Here is a 25014-nt window from a genome sequence, read left to right as displayed (position 1 = left end):
TCCTGTTGCCGGGCGAGCCCGGCTCCTACAGACTGTGAACATGACCCGATTCCTGCTTGCCCTTGTTCTCACCGCTACCCTCGCCGGGTGTGGCTTCCACCTGCGCAACAAGCTGATGCTGCCGGCCGACACCGCTGCGGTGAAGGTGGTGTCCTCCGCGCCGTACAGTGAGCTGGCCAAGCTGCTGCGCCGTGGCCTGCAGGCCTCGGGCGCGACGATTGCCGAATCCGACAGCAAGGAACCGGCCGCACGGCTGCAGGTGGTGTCCGAGCGCTGGGGCGACCTGCCCATCGCGATCGATGCACAGGGCCGTGCGCAGGAGTTCAGCCTGCGCTACGCAGTGATCTTCGTGTTCCGCCGCGAGGACGGCAGCGACCTGGTGCCGCAGCAGGTGATCGAGCTGTCGCGCGATTACGTGTCGCCGCCGGCCGATTCCACCGGTACCACCACCGAACGCGAAATCCTGGCCGATGAACTGCGCCGTGAAATGTCGGCGTCGATCCTGCGCCGCATCGACAGCGTGGTACGTGCCGAGCTGGAACGCGGCCAGCTCAACCGACCCGCCAAGCCGGCCACTGATCCGGCAGCAACGCCTGCCGGCGTGCCGTCAACCACGCCGCCGGCCGACGTGCCGGCCGTCAAGCCGCCGCAGGGCGGCTGACCGGTCCGCTGGCGGACCGGCCGCACGATGGAACTGCGCCCCGAACAACTTGCCGGCCAGCCGGCCAGCCAGGCCCTGGCGCCGGTGTATCTGATTGCCGGGCCGGAAACGCTGCGCGTGCTGGAAGCGGCCGATGCGGTGCGTGCGCGGGCCCGCGCCGACGGCATCAGCGAACGCGAAGTGTTCGACGCCGACGGGCGTGATTTCGACTGGAACCAGCTCGACGCCACCTTCAACGCACCCAGCCTGTTCAGTGCGCGCCGGCTGGTGGAGCTGCGCCTGCCCACCGGCAAGCCGGGCAAGGAGGGCGGGGAGGTCATCAGCCAGTTCTGCGCCAACCCGGCGCCGGACGTGATCCTCCTGATCACCTGCAACGAATGGAGCAAGGCCCACCAGGGCAAGTGGGCCGAGGCGGTGAACCGCGTCGGCGTGCTGTCGGTGGCGTGGGCAATCAAGCCGCATGAACTGCCGGACTGGATCGAACGCCGCCTGCGCCAGCAGGGCCTGCGCGCCGATCCGGCCGCCGTGCAGCGGCTGGCCGAGCGGGTGGAAGGCAACCTGCTGGCGGCCGCGCAGGAAATCGACAAGCTGGCGCTGCTGGCCAGCGGCCAGACCCTGGATGTGGACACCATGGAATCGCTGGTGGCCGATGCCGCCCGCTACGACGTGTTCCGGCTGCTGGAAGCCACCTTCTCCGGGCAACCGCCGGCGGTGCTGCGCATGCTGGCCGGGCTGCGCGGCGAAGGCGAGGCGGTGGCCGCGCTGATGCCGATGGTGATCCGCGAGATGCTGTCCACCGCCGCGCTGGCCCGGGTGCAGGCGCGCGGAGGCAACCTGGCGGCGGAGATGAAGAGCCGTGGCATCTGGGAATCGCGTCAGGCCCCCTTCAAGCGGGCCCTGCAGCGCCACCCTGAAGCCAAGCGCTGGGAGCGCTTCGTGGCCGAAGCCGGGCTGGTGGACCGCATGGCCAAGGGCCGCGCCGATGGCGATCCCTGGCTGGGGCTGGAGCGGCTGCTGGTGGCGGTGGCTGAAGCGCGCGCGGTACGCCTGCTGGCCCGCGCTTGAGCCCGATGGGCCTGCGCATCCATTACGGCGGAACCTTCGACCCGGTGCACCTGGGGCACCTGGCCATCGCGCGTGCGGCGCGCGACCAGCTGCAGGTTGCCGTGCGCCTGCTGCCGGCGGCCGATCCGCCGCACCGGCCCGCGCCGGGCGCCAATGCCGCCCAGCGCGCGCAGATGCTGGCACTGGCGATCGGCGACGAACCGGGCCTGCTGCTGGACCGGCGTGAGCTGGAGCGCGCCCAGCGCCAGCCGGAAACCCCTTCCTACACCGTCGACACGCTGCGCGAGCTGCGTGCCGAACTGGGCCCGCGCCAGCCGATCGCGTGGCTGGTGGGCGCCGACAGCCTGCTGGGCCTGCCCAGCTGGCACCAGTGGGAGGACCTGTTCGAGCTGGCGCATTTCATCGTGGCCGACCGCCCGGGAAGCTCGCTTGAGCAGGCCCTGCCGGCCCCGCTGCAGCAGGCGCTGGAAGGCCGCTGGGCCAGCCACGAGCGTGAGCTGTTCAACGCCCCGGCCGGCCGCGTGCTGCGCCTGCACGCCCCGCTGCGCAGCGAATCCGCCACGGAAGTCCGCGAACAGATCGCCGCGGGCGGGGACTGGCGGGAACTGCTGCCGCCCCCGGTCGCCGATTACGTCGCCGCGCACGGGCTGTACGGCCTCCATACGGCATGAACACGTTCAGCTCGTCCGCCCCGTATAATCGGCGCCACATTTATCGAGTTGCCCTGCTTTGAACAATCAAGCCCAGCCCCAGACCATCAAGGTCCAACTGCCGAACCCGGCGCCGTCCAATGAGCAGCTGCTTGATTGCGTGCGCAAGGCCACCGAAGAACTGAAGGCCAAGGATCTCGTCGAAATCGACGTGATCGGCAAGTCCAGCGTCGCCGATTACATGGTGATCGCGTCGGGCACCTCCAGCCGCCACGTGAAGTCGATTGCCGACGAAGTGGTCAAGTTCGCCAAGAACCTGGGCGTGATGCCGCTGGGCGTGGAAGGCGAGCGCGAAGCGGAGTGGGTGCTGGTCGACCTGGGCGACGTGATCGTGCACGTCATGCTGCCGCGCGTGCGCGAGTTCTACGCGCTCGAGCGCCTGTGGACCGTCGGCGACCAGCCGCCGAGCCTGCTGGATGACGCCGACGACGAAGACGACTACGCCGCGCGCTGAAGCCCGCGCACGCAGTAGCGACAACGGCGCCCGATGGCGCCGTTGTCATTTGAAGGAGCATGACGATGAAAGCCAGGTTGATCGCTACCGGTGAACGCGCGCCCAGCTGGGTGGCGCAGGGCTTTGCCGAATACCAGAAGCGGCTCTCGCACTGGTTGCCGTTCGAGCTGGTGGAAATCGAGCCGGGCCTGCGCGGCAAGGGGCGCGATGCGCGCCGTGCGACCGAAGACGAAGGCAAGCGGGTGATCGCCGCGCTGCCCAAGAATGCGTATGTAGTGGCGCTGGATGTGCCGGGCAGGCAGCTCAGCTCCGAGCAGCTGGCGCAGCGCCTGGAGCATTGGCGCGGACAGGGCAGGGACCTGGCGTTCCTGATTGGTGGCCCGGAAGGGCATTCGCCCGAAGTCTCTGCGTTGGCCGACGAGAAGTGGTCGATCGGTCCGCTCACCCTGCCGCACATGCTGGTGCGGCTGGTGGTGGCCGAACAGCTGTACCGTGCGGCGGCGATGCTGGCCAACCACCCGTATCACCGCGCGTGAAGAAATTCCGCGAGGACGGGTTACAAGCTGCGAAAAACTGGTTACAATGCGTGCCCCGCCCGAATAGCTCAGCCGGTTAGAGCACTTGACTGTTAATCAGGGGGTCGTTGGTTCGAGTCCAACTTCGGGCGCCAAGTTTTGAGAAGCCTCGCAGCGATGCGAGGCTTTTTTTTGGCACAGCCACGCAGGGCGTGGCCCTGCCGCAAAAAAAAGCCCGGGCATTGCCCGGGCTTTTTTGTTTCACAACGGCGTGGATCAGTTGAAGGTGTACTTCGCACCCACCGTGAAGTAACGCCCGATTGCGCCGCTGAAGTGCAGCGGGTTGTAGTTCACGCCACCGTAGGTGGTCGGATCCAGCGGGGCGGTACGGTCGAACACGTTCTGCACCGAAGCGTTCAGCTCGAACGCGTCGCTGATGTTCCAGCGGCCGGACAGGTCGAAGGTGGTGAACGAGGAGATCTTCTCCACCGGCGTGCCGTCCCAGTAGAAGGCCAGGTAATCGCCACCGCGGCGGTCCTTGTTCTCCAGGCTGCTGATGTAGTTGACCACGCCGCTGACGCTCCACGCGTCCTGCTTCCAGGTGGTGCCAAAGTTGATGCGGTCTTCCGGCGTGCCGATGCAGTTGGTCACGTCACAGTTGCCGTGCGTGCCCACGTAATCGACCGTGTTGTCGCCTTCGGTGCGTTCGAACTTCAGCACGTGGCTCCATTGCAGGTCCATTTCCAGCTGGCCCGGGCCGATGTCGAAGGTCTGGCGGATATCGGTATCGATACCGCGCACCCGCGACGAGTTGGCATTCACGTAGGCGGTGTTGACCGCCAGGATGGTGCCGGTGCCGGGAACGCCGCCGATCAGGTCGGTGTCACGCAGCACGTTGCCCGCCGCGATCGCATCGGCGGTGCTGCCCTGCGCGATCTCGTTGGTGCGCTTGATTTCCCACGCGTCCACGGTCAGCGAGGTGGTGGCCGTCGGCTGCAGCACGATGCCGAAGGAGTAGCTCTTGGATTCCTCGGGCACCAGGTCCGGGTTCGGGCTGGTGATGATCGCCACCGGCCGCGCGCCGCAGTTGGTGGTGACATCGGCCGGCGGGCTGGCCGCGCAGCGCACCGGGTCGCGGGCGGTGGAGAACGCGGCCAGGCCGCCGTCGCCGTTCTCGGCCGGGTTCGGCGCACGGAAGCCTTCGGCGTAGGTGGCGCGCAGTGCCACCCAGTCCACCGGGGTCCACTTCACGCCCAGCTTCGGGGTGGCCTTGCCGTCGCCGCTTTCGTACTTGTCGTAGCGCACCGCGCCGGTCAGTTCCAGCTGTTCCAGCACCGGGGCGGACAGTTCGACGTACCCGGCGTACACGTTCTGGGTGCCGTCATATGCCGAATAGCCCAGGCCGATGATGTCGCCCTGGTCGGTGTAGGTCTGCGGGGTGAGGCTGTTGCTGGTCTTGCGCCATTCGGTGCCCAGCGCCAGGCCGAGCGGGCCGCCCTTGAGGTCCATCAGGCTGCGCGTGACGGTGAAGTCGAACATGTCCAGGCTGGACGAGGCGCGGGCCTGGATGTCCGGCGAGATGTAGTCGTACAGCGCCTGCGAGTTGAGGCCGGCGTCGTCGCCGATGCGCCAGGTGCCGCCGGCACAGGCCGGATCACCCAGGGCACAGAGCACGGAGCTGTAGCGCAGGAAGCCGGTGCGCTTGTTGGTCAGCTCGGTACCCGAGTGCAGGAACGCGGTGTCGTAGCCCCACTCGCCCCAGTTGCCCTTGGTGCCCACCAGGAAGCGGGTGAACTCGTTGGTGTTGGTGGTCACGCGCGGGCCCACGTCCCAGGCCGTGTAACGCAGGCGCGAGGCCTGGCCGGGGATCACGTTGTCCGGATGGGTCGGGGAAAGCACCACGGCGCCGGGGCCACTGCTGGCGTTGCGCGGCCCGCCCGGATAACCCCAGCTGCCGGAGACGCCCGACGGGGTGTTGCTGAACACGGTTTCCTTCTTGGAGTAGCCGATTTCCGTGTAGATCTCGCCGCCTTCGCCGTAGGCGAAGCTGGCGCGGCCGAACACGTTGACGTACTCCTCCTTCGGGCTGAGGTCGCGGAACTGCTGGACCGCATCGTACAGACAGCCGTCTTCGGCGATCGAGGCATCGGTCTGGCCCGGGATGTTTGTCACCGACTGGCAGCCCGGCAGCGGCACCAGGAAGGCCGGGTTGTCGGCATCCACGTTGCGGTCGTCGAACACCGAACCGTTCGGGCCGGAGCCGCCGCTGGTGGCGCCGTTGAGGAATGCACCGGTGAGGAACTGCGCGTCGGAGGCGGCGATGCCCCAGCGGCGCAGGTCACCCGTACCGATCCACTTGCGGTCCTTGCGGTCGCTGATCTTGATCGCATCGGTCTTGCCCACATCCAGGCTGAAGAATGCGTTCCAGCCGTCGGTGGCGATGTCGCCGGTACCGGCGGTCAAGGTGGCCTTCTTTGCATCGCCGTCGCTGTCGCCGGACAGGCCGTAGGAGCCGCGCAGGATCGCGCCTTCGAAATCGCTGCGCAGGATGATGTTGACCACGCCGGCGATGGCGTCGGAACCGTAGATCGCCGAGGCGCCATCCTTCAGCACTTCCACGCGCTCGACCGCATCCAGCGGAATGGTGCTGAGGTCGGTGAAGACCTTCTGGCCGTCATCGGCCAGGCCGTAGGTGGCCATGCGGCGACCGTTCAACAGCACCAGCGTGGAGCCGGCGCCGAGGCCGCGCAGCGAAATGCCCGCGCCGCCGCCGGCGAAGCCGTTGCCGAAGGTCTTGGGGATGGAGCCGGCGCCGTCGGAGGTGAGCGTCTGCAGGTACTCGGCCACGGTGGTCTTGCCGCTGCGGTCGATGTCCTGGCGCGTCACCACCTGCACGGGCGAGGGGGTTTCAGTATTGGTGCGGGGAATGTTCGACCCGGTGACCGTGATGCGGTCCAGGTTGGTGGCCTGGTCCTGGGCCATGGCCGAGGAGGAGGCGAGGGCGCCAACCAGCAGCAGCATGCTGCCGGCAAGGGCCGAGGAAATGGAGTGGGCAAGCGGGGTGCGACGGTTGCCGCGGTAGCGTTGTTGGATCGGGTGTTTCACAGCTTCTCTCCTGACTGGAAAACCGGGTGTCGGGGCTGGGCGCCGTCAACGGATTGACGCGTCGGCGCCAATCTAGGTTTCCAACAGGTGACGTAACCGTGAAAAATTGCTTAATTCGCGCAATCGGTGACGGCCGTCAAAGAAGTGCGGGGTCCCGGGTCCGGGACCCCGCAGCACTGCGCTTACTGCGGCAGCGAGAAGCTCACCGGTACCAGGCCCACGGCCGGCACGGCCTGCCCGTTGACCTGGGCCGGCACGAAGCGCCAGTGGCGCAGAACCTGTTGCCGCGCAGCATTGTCCAGCGCCCGCGAGCCGCTGCTGCGCTCGATGGACACGGCGGCCGGTTTGCCTTCGGCGTCGACCTGTACCCGCAGGGTGACCGTGCCCTGCTCCCCGGCCCGGATGGCGGCGATGGGGTAGCTCGGCGGAGCGGCGGTGCGGTACTGCAGCTGCACGCCGTCACCGGAGGCCGCCGGCGCCGGCTCGACGGGTGCCAGGCTCGGCGTCTGCACGTCGCTGGCGGGCAGCGGCGGCACGGCCAGCACGTCGTCGGCGGTGGCGGTAGGCGGCGGCAGCGGGGCCACGCGCGGGGTGGTGGTCGGCGCGCGCACCGGCACCGGCTCCTGCGGGTCGATCGGCGGCGGCGGTTCCGGTTGCGGCACCGGCGGCGCGATCAGGTTCACCACCGTGCGTTCGCGTGGCAGCGGGGCGGCCACATAGGCGGCGGGAATCAGCAGGAGCATCAGGGCGAGCAGGTGCAGGGCCAGCGCGGTGCTCCAGCCAAGCACGCGCGGGACGTCGATTTGCAGCGGGACCACCGGGGGATGCGTACGGACCATGCTCCACTCTCCTTGCCAGATGTGCGTGCGGGAACATCAACGTGCAGGGGCCGGGGCCCCGCAATGACAGCAATACCGCAGCCCGGCGCGGGCCGGAAGTCAGGGGTGGTGTGGAGGTTTGGCTGGCGGTCAGGAAAACAGCGGACCAACGGTCCGCTGCTACCGTTTACCGGCCCAGGTCGAACACCACGTCCAGGTTGACCGACACGGTCGACTCGCCCGGCGAGACCGGGGTGGAGACATCGGCGGCCATGGGCGCGGCCGCCGCGCGCATCATCACCGGGCGGAAGTTGCCGCCGCCGCTTTCGGAAATGCTGACGATGCGGCGCACGCGCAGGCCCAGCGACTTGGCGTAGGTCTCGGCGCGGGCCTGGGCCTTCTTCAGCGCGGCCAGGCGGGCTTCGTCATAGACCGGTTCGGGCTGGTCGATCTCGAACTGCGGGCCGTTGATCTGGTTGGCGCCCTGCGCGGCCAGCGCGTCGAGCACCTTGCCCAGCTTGGCGATGTCACGCACCTTCAGGCTGACGGTGTTGCTGGCCTGGTAGCCGGTGATCTTCGGCGCTTCGTTTTCGGCGTAGCGGTACTGCGGGCTGAGGTTGACCCCGCTGGTCTGCACGTCGCGCTCGGCGATGCCCGCGGCCTTGATCGCGGCCAGCACCTTGACCATCTGTTCGGCGTTCTGGCGCATGGCCGTGTTGCCGTCGGTGGCCTGGGTGACCACGCCGGCCGACAGCGTGGCCACGTCGGGCACGCGGCGGGCTTCGGCGTTGGCCGAGATGTTGAGCAGGGTGCTGTCGGCCGGCACGGCGATGGCGGGCTGGGACTGGGCGTGGGCGGTCATCGAGGTTCCCAGGGCAAGGGACAGGGCAAGCAGCAGCGGGGACAGGGTCGGGCGGCGCATATGCATCTCCATGTGAAGGCGTTGAGGTTGGTGTCGGAGCGATGAACGTCTGGTGAGGTCCAGCGGGGTTGATCACGATTCGGAGCCGTTGCTCGCGATTCAGACAGGACCCGCAGGTTATGCTTCCGCGATGCTTTATCTTGCCTCTCGTTCGCCCCGACGAACCCAACTGCTGGCGCGCCTGGACCGACCGTTCCGCGCGCTGGACCTGGACGTGCCCGAAGTACGGGCCGCCGGGGAAACCGCCCAGGACTACGTACGGCGCGTGGCCATCGACAAGGCCCGTGCCGGGCTGGCATTGGTGGCCGGCGACCCGGACGCGGTGGTGCTGGGCGCGGACACCGAGGTGGTGCTGGACGGCGAGGTGTTCGGCAAGCCGGTCGACGCGGCCGATGCCGCCGCCATGCTGCGCCGGTTGTCCGGCCGCACCCACCAGGTGATGACCGCCGCGGCGCTGGTCGCCGACGGCGCCGAGCAGGCGGTGATGGTGGTGTCGGAGGTGAGCTTCATCGTGCTGGACGCGGCGGCCATTGCCGCCTACGTGGCCAGCGGCGAACCGATGGGCAAGGCCGGGGCCTACGCCATCCAGGGCGGGGCCGAACGTTATATCCGCCACCTGGCGGGAAGCTATTCGGGTGTCATGGGCTTGCCCCTGCAACAGACCGAGCAGTTGCTGCAGGCGTTTGAATCGAAGGGAGTCGCCCGTGTCTGAAGAAATCCTGGTCAACGTCACCCCACGCGAAACCCGCGTGGCGGTCATCGAAAACGGCATGCTGCAGGAGCTGCACATCGAGCGTGGCTGGCGCCGCGGGGTGGTGGGCAACATCTACAAGGGCAAGGTGCAGCGGGTGATGCCCGGCATGCAGGCGGCCTTCGTCGAGGTCGGGCTGGAGCGCGCCGCGTTCCTGCACGCCAACGACGTGGTGCGCCCGGCGCCGGTGGCCAGCCCCGATACCGAGGGCACCACGCTGCCGCCGCCGTCGTCGGTGCCGATCGTGGAGCTGCTGCGCGACGGCCAGGACATCGTGGTGCAGGTGGTCAAGGACCCGATCGGCACCAAGGGTGCGCGTTTGACCACCCAGATCAGCATTCCCTCGCGCTACATGGTGCTGCTGCCGCAGTCCAAGGTGGTCGGGGTATCGGCGCGGATCGAGGACGAGGCCGAGCGTGCCCGGCTCAAGACGCTGGTCACCGAGCTGTCGGCCCAGCACGGCGGTTACGGCTACATCGTGCGCACCAACGCCGAAGGCCAGCCGGCCGAGGCGATTGCCGAAGACATCGCCTACCTGTCGCGGGTCTGGAACGTGGTCGAGCGCCGCGGCCGCGAGGCGGCCCCGTGCAGCGTGATCTATGAAGACCTGAGCCTGCCGCTGCGTTCGGTGCGCGACCTGATCCGCAAGGACGTGGACAAGGTGAAGGTGGACTCCAAGGAGACCTTCACCCAGCTGCAGGCCTTCGTGGCCAAGTACATGCCGGTGCTGGCCGAGAAGCTGGAGCTGTACAGCGGCGACCGCCCGATCTTCGACATGTTCGGGGTGGAGGACGAGATCGGCCGCGCGCTGGACAAGCAGGTGCCGCTCAAATCCGGCGGCTACCTGGTGATCGACCAGACCGAGGCGATGACCACCATCGACGTCAACACCGGCTCGTTCCTGGGCCAGCGCAACCTGGAGGAAACGGTGTTCCGCACCAACCTCGAGGCCGCGCAGTCGGTGGCGCGCCAGCTGCGCCTGCGCAACCTGGGCGGGATCATCATCATCGACTTCATCGACATGGATGACGCCGAACACCGCCGCCAGGTGCTGCGCACCTTGGAAAAGGCGCTGGCGCGCGACCATGCCAAGACCACGGTCTATGAGTTCTCGCCGCTGGGGCTGGTCGAAATGACCCGCAAGCGCACCGTGGAAAGCCTGGAGCGCCAGCTGTCCGAGCCGTGCCCGGAATGCAGCGGGCGCGGGTCGATCAAGACCGCCGAAACGGTCACCTACGAAATCTTCCGTGAGATCACCCGGGCGGTGCGCCAGTTCGATGCCGCACGCCTGCTGGTGATCGCCTCGTCCAAGGTCGTGGCGCGGATCACCGATGAGGAATCCTCGGCGGTGGCCGAACTGGAGGAATTCCTCGGCAAGTCGATCCGGTTCCAGGCTGACGAGCAGTACCTGCAGGAGCAGTTCGATGTCGTGCTGCTGTGACCTGAGCCGGCCCGCGCAGTGGTGCGCCGGCGCCTGCGGGCACCGATGAGCGCGCCGCTGCGCCTGCGACTGCGAAGGATTCGCCGCCATGCTGTCTATGCCATGGCGATCGTATTGGTATGCGTGGCGGTGCTGGTGGGCAGCGTCAGCCAGCTGCTGCCGCTGGCCGAACGGCACCCGGACAAGGTGGCCGGGTGGTTGAGTGCGCGTGCCGGGCAGCCGGTGCGTTTCGACCAGCTGCAGACGCGCTGGACCCGGCGTGGGCCGCTGCTGGCGCTGAAGGGCCTGCGCATCGGCGAAGGCGAGGGGCTGCGCATCGGCGAGGCTGAAGTACAGGTCTCGATGTATTCCGGGCTGCTGCCGGGCCGTTCGCTGACCGAGCTGCGCCTGCGCGGCCTGGCGCTGGTGCTGCAGCGCGCGCCGGATGGCCGCTGGTCGGTACAGGGGCTGCCGCAATCCAGGGCCGGCGGCGATCCGCTGGATACCCTGCGCCGCCTGGGTGAACTGCAGGTCATCGGCGGCCGGCTGCGGGTGGATGCGCCGTCGTTGAACGTACAGACCGAGCTGCCGCGCATCGACCTGCGGCTGCGGGTGAACGGGCAGCGGCTGGCGGTGGGCGCGCGCGCGTGGGCCGATCTCAACGCCGCGCCGCTGACCGCAGTGGTGGACTTCGATCGCGCCCACGGCAACGGGCAGGCCTGGCTGGCCGCCGACCCGGCCGACTTCCGTGCGTGGGCGTCGCTGCTGCAGTTCGGCGGCGTGGCCCTGCAGCAGGGCACCGGCACCTTGAATGCCTGGGTGGACCTGCGCGACCGCCGCCCGGTGATGGTCACCGCCGATGCCGACCTGGCCGGCGTGCAGCTGCGCGGTGCGCGGCTGGCCGATGGCGGGCGCCCGCAACTGCAGCTGGATACCCTGCAGCTGCGCGCGCGCTGGCGCTGGGTGCAGGGCGGCTGGCGGGCCGATGCACCGCGCCTGCGGATCGGCATGGAAGGGCGCACCGAGAAGCTGGATGGGCTGTTGATTGCCGGCGGCCAGCACATGGCCCTGGCCGGCGACAACATCGACGCCACTGCGCTGCTGCGCGGGCTGGCGCTGACTGACCGGATCGATGCCGGGCTGCGCAGCTGGCTGCACGACGCCGCGCCGCAGGTGCGCATGAGCCGCGTGCGGTTCGCCGGCGAGCGCGATGGCCCGCTGAGTTTTGAAGGTGAGCTGGAGGAGATCCAGTTCGCCGCCGCCGGCCATGCGCCGGGCCTGAGTGGCGTGGGCGGCCATTTCGACGGCGATGCCAACGGCTTCCGGCTCGACCTGCAGCCGACCCGGGTGATGCACTTCGACTGGCCCACCGGGTTCGGCGTGCGCCACGACGTGCGCCTGGCCGGCAGCATGGTGGGCTGGCGCGATGAAGGCGGTGGCTGGCGCATCGGCACCCCGGCGCTGCGCGTGCAGGGCACGGACTATGCGGCCGACGTGCGCGGCACGATGTGGTTCCAGGGCAATGGCACCCGTCCGTGGATGCAGCTGGCGGCCAAGCTCGACGATGTGCCGATGACCGCGGCCAAGCGCTTCTGGATCCATTCCAAGATGAGCAAAGCGGCCACCGACTGGCTGGACGCTGCGCTGGTGGGTGGTTATGTGCGCGGCGGTGTCGGGCTGGTCACCGGCGACCTGGAAGACTGGCCGTTCAGCAAAAACAACGGTCGCTTCGAGGCCACCGGCCGCATCGACAACGGCAACATCCGCTTCCAGCGCGAGTGGCCGACCATGAACAAGGTCGACGGCGATATCGCCTTCATCGGCCCGGGCTTCGAGCTGCACGGCCGTGGCGACCTCGCCGGGGTGGCGGTGGACCACTTCGATGCGGGCATTGCCGATTTCGGCGCCTCGCAGCTGTACGTGAAGGCGGCCAGCCGCAGCGACGCCGGTGCGCTGCTGGCGATGCTCAAGCAGAGCCCGCTGCACAAGACCTACGCCGATTCGCTGGACAACCTCACCGCCAAGGGCCCGGCGGCGGTCACCTTCGACCTGCTGCAGCCGCTGCACCACGAGGAGGGCGGCGGGCACCTGCAGGGCACCGTGGACCTGGACGGCGCCACGTTGTCGGACAAGCGCTTCGACCTGACCTTCGAGGCGATGCGCGGCCAGGCGAAGTACAGCCAGGACGGATTCGGGGCCGAAGCACTGGCCGTGCGCCACCTGGGCCAGGACGGCCAGCTCAGCCTGCGCGCCGGCGGTTACGCGCGCGACCCGCAGCACGCCTTCGAAGCCGAGCTGGGCGCGTCGCTGGGTGCCGGGCAGCTGCTTGACCGGGCGCCGGAACTGGCCTGGCTCAAGCCCTACATTGAAGGCACCTCGCGCTGGACGATCGGAGTGACCCTGCCGAAGGGGGTGCCGGGCGGCAAGACCGAAGCGCCGACCCTGCTGACGCTGCATTCGGACCTGGTCGGCACCCGGCTGGACCTGCCGGCGCCGCTGGACAAGCCGGCCGAGGTGCCGCTGGCCACCGCCGTTAAGGCGCAGTTGCCGATGGGCGCCGGGCGCGTGGACGTGGCCTTCGGCGAACGCCTGGCCCTGGCCGCGCGCACCCACGACAACAAGACCGGCGTGCAGGTCACGCTGGGCAGCGCCACCGTTGACCGCGACCCGCCCGCCAGCGGGCTGGTGGTCAATGGCCGCAGCGGCTCGCTGGACGCCCTGGACTGGATCGCGCTGGCGCGTTCGCCTGGCGGTACGCCCGATGCCGACCCGATGCCGCTGCGCCAGGTGGACGTGCAGGTCGGGCAGCTGCTGCTGGTGGGCGGCGTATTCCCGCAGACGCGCCTGCAACTACGTCCGAACCCGAGCGGAGTGGACGTGCGCCTGGACGGCCCCTCGCTGTCGGGCGACCTGAGCGTGCCCAACGCCGATGGTGCGGCCATCGTCGGCAAGCTGGACCGGGTGCACTGGCAATCGTTGCCGACCCCGGTGAAGGTGCCCGGCGATGGCGCCGCGATCGTGCTGCCGGCCGACGCCACCGTGCCGGCGCGGGTGCAGGCCAGCGCCAATGACACCAATCCGGCGAAGATTCCGCCGCTGTCGCTGGACATCAACGACCTGCAGTTCGGCAAGGCGCGGCTGGGCCAGGCCGTGCTGCGCACGCGCCCGTTCGGCAACGGGCTGAGCGTGGACCAGCTGCAGTTCCGTGCGCCCAAGCAGGTGATCGACATCCAGGGCCGCTGGCTGGGCATGGGCGAAGCCGCGCGGACCCAGTTCCAGGTCAAGGTCGACAGCGAAGACCTGGGCGGGCTGATGCAGAACCTGGACTACGGCGGCCAGCTGCGCGGCGGGCAGGGCCAGATCAGCCTGGATGCCGGCTGGCAGGGCGGTCCATCGGACTTCCAGCTGGGTGCGTTGCAGGGCCAGATGCAGGTACATGCCCGCAATGGCCAGCTGCTGGAACTGGAGCCGGGTGCCGGCCGCGTGCTGGGCCTGCTCAGCGTGACCCAGCTGCCGCGCCGGTTGATGTTCGATTTCCGCGATTTCTTCTCCAAGGGCTTTGCGTTCAACCAGGTGGAGGGCACGCTGGCGTTCGCCGACGGCATGGCCACCACTGACAAGGTGCTGATCGAAGGCCCAGCCGCCAACATCAGCATCCGCGGCCGCACCGACCTGCGCCGCCAGCAGTTCGACCAGACCATCGACGTCAACCCGCGCGCCGGCAACCTGCTCACCGTGGTCGGCGCCGTCGCCGGCGGGCCGGTGGGCGCGGCGGTGGGCGCGGCCGCCAATGCGGTGCTGTCCAAGCCGCTGGGCGAGATTGGCGCCAAGACCTACCGCGTGACCGGCCCCTGGGCCGAACCCAAGGTCGAAGTGATCGACCGCGACGACGCACCACGTTGACCCCTCATTTCTGCGCATGGCTTGCGATATTGGCCCGCGCCCACAGATCAAGACCATGACCGACAACGCACTCACCCTTGCCCAAGACCGCCTGCTGCTGCCCGCCGGGCTGGACGCCGGCGGCCTGGAACGCACCTTTGGCACCCTGTTGGGGCCGGGTATCGACTTTGGCGACCTGTACTTCCAGCACGCCCGCCGCGAAAGCTGGAGCGTGGAAGACGGCATCGTGAAGGACGGCGCCCATTCCATCGAGCAGGGCGTGGGCGTGCGCGCCATTGCCGGCGAGAAGACTGGCTTCGCCTATTCCGACGACATCCATGGCGATGCGCTGCTGGGCGCGGCGCGCTCGGCGCGCGCGATTTCCCGCGAGGGCGGGGCACAGCCGGCGCGCTCGCTGGTGCGCGGCAATGCACGCGCGCTGTACCCGGCGCTGGACCCGATCGATGGCATGGGCAACGAAGCCAAGGTGGAGGTGCTCAAGCGCCTGGACCGCTTCCTGCGCGCGGCCGACCCGCGCGTGCAGCAGGTGATGGTGAGCCTGTCCGGTGGCGTGGACACCATCCTGATCGCGCGCAGCGACGGCGTGCTGGCCGGCGACATCCGCCCGCTGGTGCGGCTGAACGTGCAGGTGATCGTGGAGCAGCACGGCCGCCGTGAATCGGGCTATTCCGGCGGTGGCGGCCGCTACAGCTACGAAGCGCTGTTCGCCGACGGGCGCCCGGAAGCCTTCGCCCGCGAAGCGCTGCGCCAGGCGCTGGTCAACCTGGAAGCCATCCCGGCCCCGGCCGGGGTGATGACCGTGGTGCTTGGCCCGGGCTGGCCCGGCGTGCTGCTGCACGAGGCGGTCGGGCATGGCCTGGAAGGTGACTTTAACCGCAAGGGCACCAGCGTGTATGCCGGCCGTGTCGGCGAGCGCGTGGCGGCGCCGGGCGTGACCATCGTCGACGACGGCACCCTGGACGGGCGGCGCGGCTCGCTCAACATCGATGACGAAGGCCACCCGACCCAGTGCACCACGCTGATCGAGGACGGCATCCTGGTCGGCTACATGCAGGATTCGCTCAATGCGCGCCTGATGGGCGTGGCCCCGACCGGCAACGGCCGCCGCGAATCGTTCGCGCACATGACCATGCCGCGCATGACCAACACTTACATGCGTGCCGGCCAGCATGACCCGGAAGAAATGATCCGTTCGGTCAAGCGTGGCCTGTACGCGGTGAACTTCGGTGGCGGCCAGGTCGACATCACCAGCGGCAAGTACGTGTTCTCGGCCACCGAGGCCTACCTGATCGAAGACGGCAAGGTCACCGCGCCGGTGAAGGGCGCGACCCTGATCGGCAACGGACCGGAAACCATGCAGAAGGTACGCATGATCGGCAACGACCTGGCCCTGGACGAGGGCGTGGGCGTGTGCGGCAAGGATGGCCAGAGCGTGCCGGTGGGCGTGGGCCAGCCGTCGCTGCTGATTGATGGCATCACCGTGGGCGGCACCCAGGCCTGATCGCCGGATGCGCCCGTCCTGCCAGCCCGGCTCAGTCTTCGGCGCTGTCGGCGTCGCCGATGTCGTATTCGTCGGTGTCGGCCGCCGTCGCTTCAAGGCCCAGCGCGGCCGGCAGCAGCAGGTTGCGCAGCACCTGGTAGATTTCGCGGAACGCGCGCGGTGGCTTGTTCTTCGCTTTCTCTGCCTGGGCATTGCGCACCAGCGTGCGCAGCTGCTGGCGGTCGGCCTGCGGGTACTCGGCCAGCAGCGCGCTCAGCGCGGTGTCGCCGTCCTTGAGCAGGCGCTCGCGCCAGTCCTCGGCGCGGTGCAGCGCGGCGATCTCACGGCGCGAGGTATCGCTGTTGACGTCCAGCGCATCGCGGATCGCATCCAGGGTGGCATCGTCCTCGCGGCGCATGTGCTTGGCCAGGAACGCCAGCTGGCGCTTGTGGGCGATATGGGCGGTGATCCGCTTGGCCTCGGCGATGTGCGGCAGCAGGTCTTCCGGCACCGGCACGCGGGCAAGCTGGGCCGGGGTCAGCGACACCAGCTTCTCGCCCAGGGCCAGCACGTCCAGCGCGTCGCGCCGGTTCTGGCTGCGGCTGATATCAAGGAATTCACCGGTTTCTTCGTCGCGTCCGCGCATCGTCTTCTTTCCACATCCAGAACTGTGCCCGGCGTTGCGCCCGGCACTCACCCGTACAGGATAAAGCATTGAACGTGATCTCCCCTGAAGCCCATGCCGCCGACGACAGCCTGCCCCGGCTGGAACAGCTGGCCGACATCTCCCAGCAGCTGCTGGCCCGGGCCCGGGCGCTGGGCGCCACCCAGGCCGAAGTCAGCTGCAGCGAGGAGCGCGGGCTGGATGTGAACGTGCGCCTGGGCGAGGTCGAAACGGTGGAATCCACCCGCGACCGCGGGATCGCCGTCACGGTCTACTTCGGCCAGCGCAAGGGCAGCGCCAGCACCGCCGACCTGCAGCCGGCCAGCCTGGAATCGACGGTGGCCCAGGCCTGCGCGATCGCCCGGCATACCGAGGACGACGAGGCCGCCGGCCTGGCCGACCCGGAGCTGATGGCGCGGCAATTCCCGGACCTGGACAGCTGGCACCCGTGGGCGCTGCAGGCCGACCAGGCGGTGGACCTGGCGCTGGCCTGCGAAGCGGCCGGGCGCGAGGCCGACCCGCGCATCAGCAATTCCGACGGCGCCTCGGCGGCCACCGCCACCAGCCTGTCGGTCTACGCGAACTCGCACGGCTTCATCGGCCGTGACCGCAGCAGCCACCACTCGGTGGGCTGCGCGCTGATCGCCGGGCAGGGCGATGGCATGCAGCGCGACGGCTGGTACAGCAGCGCGCTGGCCCGTGAGGACCTGGAGGATGCGGCGTCGATCGGCCGCCGCGCCGCCGAGCGCACGCTGGCCCGCCTCAACCCGCGTTCGATGGCCACCGCGCAGATGCCGGTGCTGTATTCGCCGGAAGTGGCGCGTTCGCTGATCGGCCACCTGCTGGGTGCGGTGTCCGGCGGGGCGCTGTACCGCCGTGCCAGCTTCCTGCTCGACAGCGTGGGCACGCAGCTGTTCCCGGACTGGTTCGCGATCGAGGAGCGGCCGCTGCTGCGCCGCGGCCTGCGTTCGACGGCGTTCGATGGCGATGGCGTGGCCACCCGCGATTCGTCGCTGATCGAAGGCGGGGTGCTGCAGCGCTATGTGCTGGGCAGCTATTCGGCGCGCAAGCTGGGCCTGGTGACCACGGGCAATGCCGGCGGCGTGCACAACCTGCGGGTACAGGCCAATGCGGGCGACCTGGCCTCGATGGCGCGGCAGATGGGCAACGGCCTGCTGGTGACCGAGCTGATGGGGCAGGGCGTGAACGGCGTCACCGGCGATTACTCGCGCGGCGCCGGTGGCTTCCGGGTGGAGAACGGCGAGATCCAGTACCCGGTCGACGGGATCACCATCGCGGGCAACCTCAAGGAGATGTTCGCGGCGATCGAGGCGGTCGGCAGCGACATCGACCGCCGTTCGCACGTGCACGTGGGGTCGATCCTGGTCGGGCGGATGACCGTTGCCGGTAACGATTGACGTATCCTATTCCAGCTGCCTTGGCAGGCGGGGAGCCTGCCACGCACCACCCATACACTGGACAAGGAGTTTCACGTGAGCGAATTCGAGAACGTCACCGCCCCGCCGCCGCCGCCGACCAGCGCCGGCCCGGTTCCCAGCGACCAGCGCACCATGGCGCTTGCCGCGCACCTGCTGGGCATCTTCACCTGGTTCATCGGCCCGTTGATCATCTGGCTGATCAGCAAGGACGACGCCAGCAAGGGTTTCGTCACCGACCAGGCCAAGGAAGCACTGAACTTCCAGATCACCATCACCCTGGCGATGATCATCTGCTTCATCCTGATGATCGTGATCATCGGCGGCCTGCTGGCGCCGCTGGTGGGCATCCTCAACATCGTCTTCTGCATCATTGCGGCGGTGAAGGCGAACAACGGCGAGGCTTACCGTTATCCGTTCACCCTGCGCCTGATCAAGTAATTCCTGTTCTCTGGGAATGCAGAAACGCCCGGCATTGCCGGGCGTTTTTTGTTTAGAGCAACAGCAAAAGCAAAAGCCGTCGCCTGCGAACGTACCTGGGCTGGGCAGGCGGGGGTGGGTTTGCGGGACACGCCGTGAACCCATCCATGGGGGCTCGTTCGCGCCATCCATGGCGCTCTACGGTCCCGCAAACCCACCCCCGCCTGCCCCCGACAGTGGGTCGGTTGTTCAAGCAGAAGCGGTTCAACTGCATTTGATTGCCTGTGCGCACCAACCAACCGTCAGAGGGTCGGCGGGGGTGGGTTTGCGGGGGCTTTGCGAAACATGGATGTTTCGCAAGAGCCTACACGGACGTATTCACGGCGCCCCCCGCAAACCCACACCCGCCGGCCCTGCGCAGTAACGTTCGCAGACCAGGGCTTTTGACGTTAGTGGTTGCGCTCGACGGCCAACCGCCCAAGCGCACGCAACGCATCAGCGCGTTCGTCATACCCGGCAAGGCTGTCGTGCATGCGCTCGCTGAGCGCGGCCAACTCGGCCTTCGCACCGTCCATCCCCAACAATGCCGGGAACGTGGACTTGGCCTGCGCCTGGTCCTTGCCCGCGGTCTTGCCGAGCTGTTCGGAACTGGCTTCCACGTCCAGGATGTCATCGCGCACCTGGAAGGCCAGGCCGAGGGCGTTGGCGAAATCATCCAGCTGCAGCAGGTCCGCGTGCGGCGCATCACCACACAGCGCGCCCATGCGGACCGCCGCGCGGATCAGCGCGCCGGTCTTCAATGCGTGCATGTGCTGCAGGTCGGCCAGCGGCTGCGCGTGGCCCGTTGCATCGATATCCAACGCCTGGCCGCCGCACATGCCGGCCGCGCCCGAGGCGTGGGTCAGTGCCTGCAGGCAGTGCACCCGCAGCAGCGCCGGCAACGCCGCATCGGCCAGCAGGCCGAACGCGCGCGTCTGCAGCGCATCGCCGGCCAGGATCGCGGTGGCTTCGTCGAACGCGATGTGGGTGGTCGGGCGGCCGCGACGCAATGCGTCATCGTCCATCGCCGGCAGGTCGTCATGCACCAGCGAATAGGCGTGGATCAGCTCCACCGCCATTGCCGGCGCGTCCAGCGCGTGTTCGTCGGCGCCGAAGATCTGCCCGCTGGCGTACACCAGCAGCGGGCGCATGCGCTTGCCGCCCCCCAGCACCGCATAGCGCATCGCCTGGTGCAGGCGCTTGGGCGCCTGGTCGGGCGAGGGCAGGCTGGCGTCGAGCTGGCTTTCAATGCGGTCGCGCCAACGCGCGAACGTGGACTCAACCGTCATGGCTGGGCGGGTCGAACGGCTCGGCGGTTTCCGGGCGGGCCGGGTCGCTGAGCAGGCGCACGCGCAGTTCGGCCTGTTCCAGCGCCTGCTGGCACTGGCGGTACAGGCCCACGCCGCGCTCATAGGCGCTCAGCGACTGCTCCAGGCTCATGTCGCCGGTTTCCATCTTCTCCACCAGCTGCTCCAGTTCTTCCAGCGAATGCTCGAAGTGGGCGACCGGGGAGGCGTCTGTGGGGGATTTCTTGGCCATGCGGCAAGTGTGAAGCGCCAGCCCCAAGGGGTCAATTCACGCCGCGCCCGGCGTCCAGCGCAGGCGGGCATGCTGTTCATCCAGCCACTGCTGCAAGGGTGCCGCGATCACCTGGTCGCCGGCCGCCACCAGCGTCTGGTCCGCATACAGCAGCGGCACCTGGCGGCGCTGCCACGGGGGCAAGCCGCTCTGCTGCAGCAGGTCCTTCAGCGCGTGCGAATGACTGCGCCCGCGCAGCTGGATGCGCTCGCCGCCGCGGCGTGCACTGACCTGCACAGGTTCACCCAACCGCTTGGCGCCGATCAGGGCCAGTTCGCCACCATCGGGGAGCGCCAGTGGGCTGGCGCCATCCCAATGCACGCTCCAGTCCAGCGGCAGCGCCAACGCCATCGGCAACAGGTACAGGTGGCCGCGCCAGCGGCGGATGCGCACGCCCTGCCAGGCGAACTGCGCATCGGCATCCTGGGCAGCGGGCAACAGTTCGCGTTCGATCGCCTGCACGCCCGCGGCCGGCAACGGCGGTTGCCCCGCGCTGCGCACCCATTGCCGCAGCAGCCGCGCGCGGCGCTCGCGTGGCTGCCGTTGCAGCTTGGCGCAGTCGAGTACGCCGGGCGATACCGTGCAGCGCCGCAAGGCGTCGTGGTCGGAGGCATCGAGCAGGCGCTGCGCCTGCGCGCTCAGTTCGGCGCTGCGTGCGAAGGCCGCATCGGCCTGCGGCCAGCGTTGCTGCAGCAGTGGCAGCACGTGCAGGCGCAGGAAATTGCGGTCGGCCACATCGCTGGCATTGCTGGGATCTTCGATCCATTCCAGTGCGTTGGCCTGCGCATGGGCCAGCAGGTCGCTTCGCGGAATCTGCAGCAGTGGCCGCCAGATCGAGCCGGCGGCGAACGGGGCATGCGCCCGGATCGCCGCCAGGCCATCCACGCCGGAGCCACGCAGCGCCCGCAGCAGGAACGTTTCGGCCTGGTCATCGCGGTGGTGCGCCAGGGCCAGGTGTTCGCCTTCGCGCAGGACGCGCGCGAACGCTTCGCGGCGGACGTGCCGTGCCGCGGCTTCCAGGCCCGCACCGCTGTCGCGTGGCACCGCCACCCGGATCACCTGCAGCGGAATCGACCAGGCCGCGCAGGTCGCCTCGCAGTGCGCCGCCCAACGATCTGCATCGGCCTGCAGGCCGTGGTGCACGTGGACCGCATGCAGTCCCGCTGCGCGCTGCGCGGGTGACTGGGCCAGCCAGTGCAGCAGTACCGTCGAATCCAGTCCGCCGCTGAAACCCACCAGGACGGGGGCGGGCAGGTCGGGGGCAGGGGGCAGCGCAGTAGGCATCGAAGGGGACATGTCAGGCAGAGGGCCAGTATCGGCCTTGGCAGCACGCGCCGCCATCACGCAGGCTCATCGGCCGGCGGGATCGGCCACGCGGCGACCCTGGCGGTCGATATGGAACCACTCGCCGCCTTCCATCGGGGTGTGGCCATCGCCATCGGGCGTGCCGCGCCGGCAGCCGTTGCAGACCTGGGCGATGCCATCGGAAAACGGCCAGCCGAAGTCGTAGGTGCCCGGTACTGCCTGCGCCAGCGCCGCATCGAAGTAGGCGATGCGCTCGCCCACGCGGCCGCGCAGCAGGCCTTCCTCCACGTAATCCGGGCCGTTGTCCCAGGTGATCACCGCCTGGGTGCGCCCCTGGCGGCTGACGTAGTGGAAGCTGTCCCCGGCGTACACCGCGGCCAGCCCCTGGCTGTCGTAATCGAGCTGGGCACGTGCCGCCGCGTCGAGCGACAGCCGGCCCTGCTCAAGGTGGCAGCCGGCCAGCGGCTGCAACCCGTCTTCCTCGGTCAGCCGCTGGCAGGCCGGCGGCGCGGCGAGGCCCACCGCCGGGGCCAGCAACGCCACCAGCACGCCGGCCCGCCACATCAGTTGCCCGCGTCCTTGCGCTCGAAGGCGGTCGGCGTCGGCAGTTCCACCGGCACGCCCTTGGCGTCGCAGGTGCCGGCATCGCACAGGCGCTGGCGCAGGCGCGGGGTGGCCTGCACGATCATGTGGTAGATCGCGTTCTGCTCCATGGTGCCGCGCACCGCCTTGCTGCCCGGGCCACGGGCCCAGATGCCGACATCTTCGCCGCCGTGGCTTTCGCTCTTCATCGGCACCAGCGCTTCCTGCATGTAATCCGGGTGCTCGGTATCCACGTGGGTCAGGTCCGGGCGGCCCTTGGCCGGGTCGAAGCTGCTGGGGTTGTGCGGGTAGGCCTTGGGGCCCGCCGGCTGCTGGTTGGTGGCACCGGTGAAGCCGGGGCCATTGGCATAGCTGAGCGTGGTGTAGGGCAGGCCCAGGCCGTCACGGGCCAGGTCGAGCGCGCCGGCGCCATCTTCGCCGCCCTTGTCCTTGACCTTGCCCAGGATCGGGTTGCCACGCGCCGGGTAGCCCACGAAGTTGAGCGTGTGCGAGTGGTCGGCGGTGACGATGATCAGCGTGTCCTGGTCGGAGGTGGCCTCCACCGCCGCGCGCACCGCGTCCGACAGCGCCACCGTATCGCTGAGCGCGCGATAGGCGTTGCCGCTGTGGTTGGCGTGGTCGATGCGCGCGCCTTCCACCATCAGCACGTAGCCTTCCTGGTGGCGCGACAGGTTGCCGATGGCCGCCTTGGTCAGTTCGGCCAGGCTGGGCTCGCCGGAGGGGTCGTCCTTGCGCTCGATCTCATAGCGCATGTGGTCCGGCTCGAACAGGCCCAGGATCGCCGGTGCGTTGGCGGCAGCCTGCAGCTGCCTGGCATTCCAGAGATAGGCGCCCTGCGGGTGGGCCTGCTTCCATTCGTCCACCAGGCTGCGCCCGTCCAGGCGCAGGCCGACCTTGTCGTCGTACTCCGGGTCGGTTTCTTCCACGTTGGTGAACTGGGCACGACCGCCCCCCAGCGCGACCAGCGGGCCGCGCCCGTAGCGCGAGGTGTCCAGCAGCTGCTGGGCGATGTCCTTGCAGCCGGCGGCCTTGGCCGCTTCGGGCAGGTCGGCGTCGCTTTCCCAGTTGCGCTCGGGCGAATGGGCGTAGGTCGCGGCCGGCGTAGCGTGGGTGAGGCGCGCAGTGGTCACCACGCCGGTCGCCATGCCGGCGCTGTCGGCCAACTGCAGCCAGGTCAGCAGGCCCTTGCCCAGGCTGTCGGCGCAGTCGCTGCGGCTGCCCGCGCTGACCCCGATGGCGCCCATGTGGGTCTTCACGCCGGTGGTGATGGCGGTCATGGTGCCGGCCGAATCCGGGGTCTGCGAATCGGTGTTGTAGGTCTTGCTGAACGCGGTGGCCGGGAAGCGCTCCCAGGAGAGCAGGTTCTCTTCGCCCGGGTTGCCGTTGCGCTGGCCCTCGAAGATGCGTGCGGCGGCCACGGTGGTCAGGCTCATGCCATCGCCCAGGAACAGGATCACGTTCTTTGCGCGGCCGTCCATCGCGCCACTGCCGGCGGCCCGGGCGGCGCCGCTGCGGTACCACCATTGCGGGGTTTCACCGGCCGGGTGGGCCACCGCCGGTACATCGACCTGAGCGGAGCCGGGGGTGGCGCGGGAGGCGGGGGCGGACGTGGCGCAGGCGCCGAGCAGCAGGGTGGTGGCGACGGCCGCCACAAGAGGCGTGAAACGGGACATGGACGCGCGTATCTCAATGGTGAAACGGGCGTTCATTATGCAGAACGCCGCAAGGCACGCCGATGACACGCTGATTTGTTTCTGTGCGCCTCGTCCGCAGGGGCGCGTTGGGCTAAGGTGAGGGGCTGTCACTCTCTCCCTGGAATGCTCATGACGCTGGTGTCTGCCTGGCTGCGGATCCCGTTCTGGCAGCGCGTACTTGGCGGCTTCGTGCTGGGCGCGCTGGCCGGCTGGCTGCTTGGCCCCGCCGCCGAAACCTGGTTCGGCCCGCTGGGCGACCTGTACGTCACGCTGATCAAGATGATCGCGGTGCCGCTGGTGTTCTTCGCGGTGATCAACGCCATTTCGTCGCTGCACGGGCAGAAGTCCGTGGCGGCGCTGGGCGGGCGCACTTTCCTGTGGTTCATCATCACCGCCGCGCTGGCCGTGGGCATCGGCCTGGCCGTGGGCACCCTGATGCAGCCGGGTACCGGGAACCTCAGCCTGAGCATGGACCACGGCTACACGCCGCGCGAAGTGCCCAGCGTGGTCAAGGTGGTCATGGACGTGGTGCCGTCCAACGTGTTCTACGCGCTCACCGGCATCGGCACCAAGGTCAACGCGGCCGGTGAGACGGTGCTGGCGGCGGGGCGCGGTTCGATCCTGCCGGTGATCTTCTTCGCCGGCCTGCTCGGCTTTGCCATGGTCAAGCTGGGCGACAAGGTCGCCGAGGCGCGCAAGCTGACCGGGCAGATGAGCGACATCATGATTCAGGTCACCCGCTTCGTGCTGGAGATGACGCCGCTGGGTACCTTCGGCCTGATCGCCGGGCTGGTGGGCAGCTACGGCTTTGAAAAGCTGCTGCCGCTGGGCAGCTTCGTGCTGGCGCTGTACGTGGCCTGCGCCCTGCATATCGTGCTGGTGTACGGCAGCCTGCTGCTGGTGCATGGCCTGAACCCGTTGAAGTTCTTCCGCGGGGCCGCGCCCGGCATGCAGGTGGCGTTCGTCAGCTCGTCGAGCTTCGCGGCGATGCCGGCGGCGATGCGTTCCATCACCCACAACCTGGGCGTGAACAAGGACTACGCGTCGTTCGCGGTGCCGCTGGGTGCCAGCATCAAGATGGACGGCTGCGGCGCGATCTATCCGGCGCTGTGCGCGGTGTTCATCGCGCAGTACACCGGGGTGCCGCTCACCCCGGAGCAGTACGTGGTGGTGCTGATCGCCTCGGTACTGGGCAGCTTCGGCACCGCCGGCGTGCCCGGCACCGCAGTGGTGATGGCCACGGTGGTGCTGAGCGCGGCCAACCTGCCGCTGGAGACCATCGGCTACCTGTACGCGATCGACCGGATCCTGGACATGATGCGCACGATGACCAATGTCACCGGCCAGATGCTGGTGCCGGTGCTGGTGGCCAAGGAAACCGGCCTGCTCGACCGCGAGGTCTACGACAACCCGTCCACCAACCTGGGCGTGGACGAGGGCGAAGAGCGCACCTCTTAGCACGATCGGTAAG

At 68.9% G+C, this 25014-nt stretch carries 21 protein-coding genes and 1 tRNA gene; 13 read left to right on the top strand and 9 right to left on the bottom strand.

Annotated features, from left to right (window positions below; translation table 11 throughout):
• The first annotated feature begins 40 nt into the window (after positions 1-40).
• From NMB40_RS12285 to NMB40_RS12260, 6 genes are all read left to right on the top strand, one after another.
• On the top strand, positions 41-661 hold the full coding sequence (locus NMB40_RS12285) for an LPS-assembly lipoprotein LptE (RefSeq protein WP_494358565.1): 621 nt from the start codon (positions 41-43) through the stop codon (positions 659-661).
• 27 nt (positions 662-688) lie between these two features.
• Entirely contained in the window at positions 689-1726 is a 1038-nt protein-coding gene (gene holA, locus NMB40_RS12280) for a DNA polymerase III subunit delta (RefSeq protein ID WP_494358564.1), read from the top strand.
• A gap of 5 nt (positions 1727-1731) precedes the next feature.
• The gene (nadD, locus tag NMB40_RS12275; RefSeq protein WP_494361072.1) at positions 1732-2397 is read left to right on the top strand and encodes a nicotinate-nucleotide adenylyltransferase; all 666 of its coding nucleotides are present in this window, start codon (positions 1732-1734) and stop codon (positions 2395-2397) included.
• A gap of 58 nt (positions 2398-2455) precedes the next feature.
• Positions 2456-2890: a ribosome silencing factor gene (gene rsfS / locus NMB40_RS12270; RefSeq protein WP_282247614.1), complete on the top strand. Its 435-nt coding sequence runs from the start codon at positions 2456-2458 to the stop codon at positions 2888-2890.
• Between the two features lie 65 nt (positions 2891-2955).
• Positions 2956-3426 carry a 23S rRNA (pseudouridine(1915)-N(3))-methyltransferase RlmH gene (gene rlmH / locus NMB40_RS12265; protein ID WP_025879294.1) on the top strand — a complete coding sequence of 157 codons (471 nt, stop codon included), beginning with the start codon at positions 2956-2958 and terminating at the stop codon, positions 3424-3426.
• Positions 3427-3483: 57 nt separating this feature from the next.
• Positions 3484-3560 (top strand) — tRNA-Asn (locus tag NMB40_RS12260).
• 121 nt (positions 3561-3681) lie between these two features.
• Here NMB40_RS12260 and NMB40_RS12255 read toward each other — a convergent pair.
• The 3 genes from NMB40_RS12255 to NMB40_RS12245 form a co-directional block, all read right to left on the bottom strand.
• Complete coding sequence (locus NMB40_RS12255; protein WP_448143234.1) at positions 3682-6510, bottom strand: TonB-dependent receptor; 2829 nt, start codon at positions 6508-6510, stop codon at positions 3682-3684.
• A 182-nt stretch (positions 6511-6692) separates the two neighbouring features.
• Positions 6693-7349 carry an energy transducer TonB gene (locus NMB40_RS12250; RefSeq protein ID WP_494358563.1) on the bottom strand — a complete coding sequence of 219 codons (657 nt, stop codon included), beginning with the start codon at positions 7347-7349 and terminating at the stop codon, positions 6693-6695.
• A 166-nt stretch (positions 7350-7515) separates the two neighbouring features.
• Positions 7516-8250, bottom strand: coding sequence for an SIMPL domain-containing protein (locus NMB40_RS12245; RefSeq protein WP_282247818.1), 735 nt, complete (start codon positions 8248-8250; stop codon positions 7516-7518).
• A gap of 130 nt (positions 8251-8380) precedes the next feature.
• On the opposite strand from NMB40_RS12245, the gene NMB40_RS12240 reads away from it, so the two are divergent.
• From NMB40_RS12240 to tldD, 4 genes are read left to right on the top strand one after another with little or no spacing between them, the layout of a single operon-like run.
• Entirely contained in the window at positions 8381-8962 is a 582-nt protein-coding gene (locus tag NMB40_RS12240) for a Maf-like protein (RefSeq protein WP_494358562.1), read from the top strand.
• Positions 8955-10442 carry a ribonuclease G gene (rng, locus tag NMB40_RS12235; protein ID WP_068853541.1) on the top strand — a complete coding sequence of 496 codons (1488 nt, stop codon included), beginning with the start codon at positions 8955-8957 and terminating at the stop codon, positions 10440-10442. The genes NMB40_RS12240 and rng overlap by 8 nt, the downstream gene beginning before the upstream one ends.
• 45 nt (positions 10443-10487) lie before the next feature.
• The gene (locus NMB40_RS12230) at positions 10488-14324 is read left to right on the top strand and encodes a YhdP family protein (protein ID WP_494358561.1); all 3837 of its coding nucleotides are present in this window, start codon (positions 10488-10490) and stop codon (positions 14322-14324) included.
• Positions 14325-14379: 55 nt separating this feature from the next.
• Positions 14380-15825: a metalloprotease TldD gene (gene tldD / locus NMB40_RS12225; RefSeq protein WP_494358560.1), complete on the top strand. Its 1446-nt coding sequence runs from the start codon at positions 14380-14382 to the stop codon at positions 15823-15825.
• Between the two features lie 31 nt (positions 15826-15856).
• On the opposite strand, the gene yjgA is transcribed toward tldD, so the two are convergent.
• Entirely contained in the window at positions 15857-16450 is a 594-nt protein-coding gene (gene yjgA / locus NMB40_RS12220; RefSeq protein ID WP_494358559.1) for a ribosome biogenesis factor YjgA, read from the bottom strand.
• A 68-nt stretch (positions 16451-16518) separates the two neighbouring features.
• On the opposite strand from yjgA, the gene pmbA reads away from it, so the two are divergent.
• Both pmbA and NMB40_RS12210 read left to right on the top strand, forming a co-directional pair.
• Positions 16519-17886, top strand: a complete 1368-nt coding sequence (gene pmbA / locus NMB40_RS12215) for a metalloprotease PmbA (RefSeq protein ID WP_494358558.1) — start codon at positions 16519-16521, stop codon at positions 17884-17886.
• A gap of 75 nt (positions 17887-17961) precedes the next feature.
• Positions 17962-18345: a DUF4870 domain-containing protein gene (locus NMB40_RS12210; RefSeq protein ID WP_282247824.1), complete on the top strand. Its 384-nt coding sequence runs from the start codon at positions 17962-17964 to the stop codon at positions 18343-18345.
• A 428-nt stretch (positions 18346-18773) separates the two neighbouring features.
• Here NMB40_RS12210 and NMB40_RS12205 read toward each other — a convergent pair whose 3' ends face one another.
• Genes NMB40_RS12205 through NMB40_RS12185 form a run of 5 tightly spaced genes read right to left on the bottom strand, consistent with a single transcriptional unit; the run spans position 18774 to position 23522 of the window.
• Positions 18774-19652, bottom strand: coding sequence for a polyprenyl synthetase family protein (locus NMB40_RS12205; protein WP_282247357.1), 879 nt, complete (start codon positions 19650-19652; stop codon positions 18774-18776).
• Positions 19642-19902 carry an exodeoxyribonuclease VII small subunit gene (locus NMB40_RS12200; RefSeq protein WP_068853531.1) on the bottom strand — a complete coding sequence of 87 codons (261 nt, stop codon included), beginning with the start codon at positions 19900-19902 and terminating at the stop codon, positions 19642-19644. The genes NMB40_RS12205 and NMB40_RS12200 overlap by 11 nt, the downstream gene beginning before the upstream one ends.
• Positions 19903-19938: 36 nt before the next feature.
• The gene (gene tilS, locus NMB40_RS12195; RefSeq protein ID WP_494358557.1) at positions 19939-21237 is read right to left on the bottom strand and encodes a tRNA lysidine(34) synthetase TilS; all 1299 of its coding nucleotides are present in this window, start codon (positions 21235-21237) and stop codon (positions 19939-19941) included.
• A gap of 54 nt (positions 21238-21291) precedes the next feature.
• Positions 21292-21810, bottom strand: coding sequence for a WG repeat-containing protein (locus tag NMB40_RS12190; protein ID WP_494358556.1), 519 nt, complete (start codon positions 21808-21810; stop codon positions 21292-21294).
• On the bottom strand, positions 21810-23522 hold the full coding sequence (locus NMB40_RS12185) for an alkaline phosphatase (protein ID WP_494358555.1): 1713 nt from the start codon (positions 23520-23522) through the stop codon (positions 21810-21812). The genes NMB40_RS12190 and NMB40_RS12185 overlap by 1 nt, the downstream gene beginning before the upstream one ends.
• Before the next feature lie 150 nt (positions 23523-23672).
• On the opposite strand from NMB40_RS12185, the gene NMB40_RS12180 reads away from it, so the two are divergent.
• On the top strand, positions 23673-25001 hold the full coding sequence (locus NMB40_RS12180; RefSeq protein ID WP_184126492.1) for a dicarboxylate/amino acid:cation symporter: 1329 nt from the start codon (positions 23673-23675) through the stop codon (positions 24999-25001).
• The last annotated feature ends 13 nt before the right edge of the window (positions 25002-25014 follow it).

Source organism: Stenotrophomonas sp. FBCC-B152, from assembly GCF_059134105.1.
Note: the sequence above shows the minus strand (reverse complement) of the source record. Positions and strands in the feature narration are given on the sequence as shown.

Excerpts from the sequence above, each read along its gene's own strand:
- NMB40_RS12285 (WP_494358565.1), top strand. The coding sequence starts at position 41 with ATGACCCGATTCCTGCTTGCCCTTGTTCTCACCGCTACCCTCGCCGGG.
- holA (WP_494358564.1), top strand. The coding sequence starts at position 689 with ATGGAACTGCGCCCCGAACAACTTGCCGGCCAGCCGGCCAGCCAGGCC.
- nadD (WP_494361072.1), top strand. The coding sequence starts at position 1,732 with ATGGGCCTGCGCATCCATTACGGCGGAACCTTCGACCCGGTGCACCTG.
- rlmH (WP_025879294.1), top strand. The coding sequence starts at position 2,956 with ATGAAAGCCAGGTTGATCGCTACCGGTGAACGCGCGCCCAGCTGGGTG.
- NMB40_RS12250 (WP_494358563.1), bottom strand. The coding sequence starts at position 7,349 with ATGGTCCGTACGCATCCCCCGGTGGTCCCGCTGCAAATCGACGTCCCG.
- NMB40_RS12245 (WP_282247818.1), bottom strand. The coding sequence starts at position 8,250 with ATGCGCCGCCCGACCCTGTCCCCGCTGCTGCTTGCCCTGTCCCTTGCC.
- NMB40_RS12240 (WP_494358562.1), top strand. The coding sequence starts at position 8,381 with ATGCTTTATCTTGCCTCTCGTTCGCCCCGACGAACCCAACTGCTGGCG.
- NMB40_RS12230 (WP_494358561.1), top strand. The coding sequence starts at position 10,488 with ATGAGCGCGCCGCTGCGCCTGCGACTGCGAAGGATTCGCCGCCATGCT.
- tldD (WP_494358560.1), top strand. The coding sequence starts at position 14,380 with ATGACCGACAACGCACTCACCCTTGCCCAAGACCGCCTGCTGCTGCCC.
- yjgA (WP_494358559.1), bottom strand. The coding sequence starts at position 16,450 with ATGCGCGGACGCGACGAAGAAACCGGTGAATTCCTTGATATCAGCCGC.
- NMB40_RS12205 (WP_282247357.1), bottom strand. The coding sequence starts at position 19,652 with ATGACGGTTGAGTCCACGTTCGCGCGTTGGCGCGACCGCATTGAAAGC.
- NMB40_RS12200 (WP_068853531.1), bottom strand. The coding sequence starts at position 19,902 with ATGGCCAAGAAATCCCCCACAGACGCCTCCCCGGTCGCCCACTTCGAG.
- tilS (WP_494358557.1), bottom strand. The coding sequence starts at position 21,237 with ATGTCCCCTTCGATGCCTACTGCGCTGCCCCCTGCCCCCGACCTGCCC.
- NMB40_RS12190 (WP_494358556.1), bottom strand. The coding sequence starts at position 21,810 with ATGTGGCGGGCCGGCGTGCTGGTGGCGTTGCTGGCCCCGGCGGTGGGC.
- NMB40_RS12185 (WP_494358555.1), bottom strand. The coding sequence starts at position 23,522 with ATGTCCCGTTTCACGCCTCTTGTGGCGGCCGTCGCCACCACCCTGCTG.
- NMB40_RS12180 (WP_184126492.1), top strand. The coding sequence starts at position 23,673 with ATGACGCTGGTGTCTGCCTGGCTGCGGATCCCGTTCTGGCAGCGCGTA.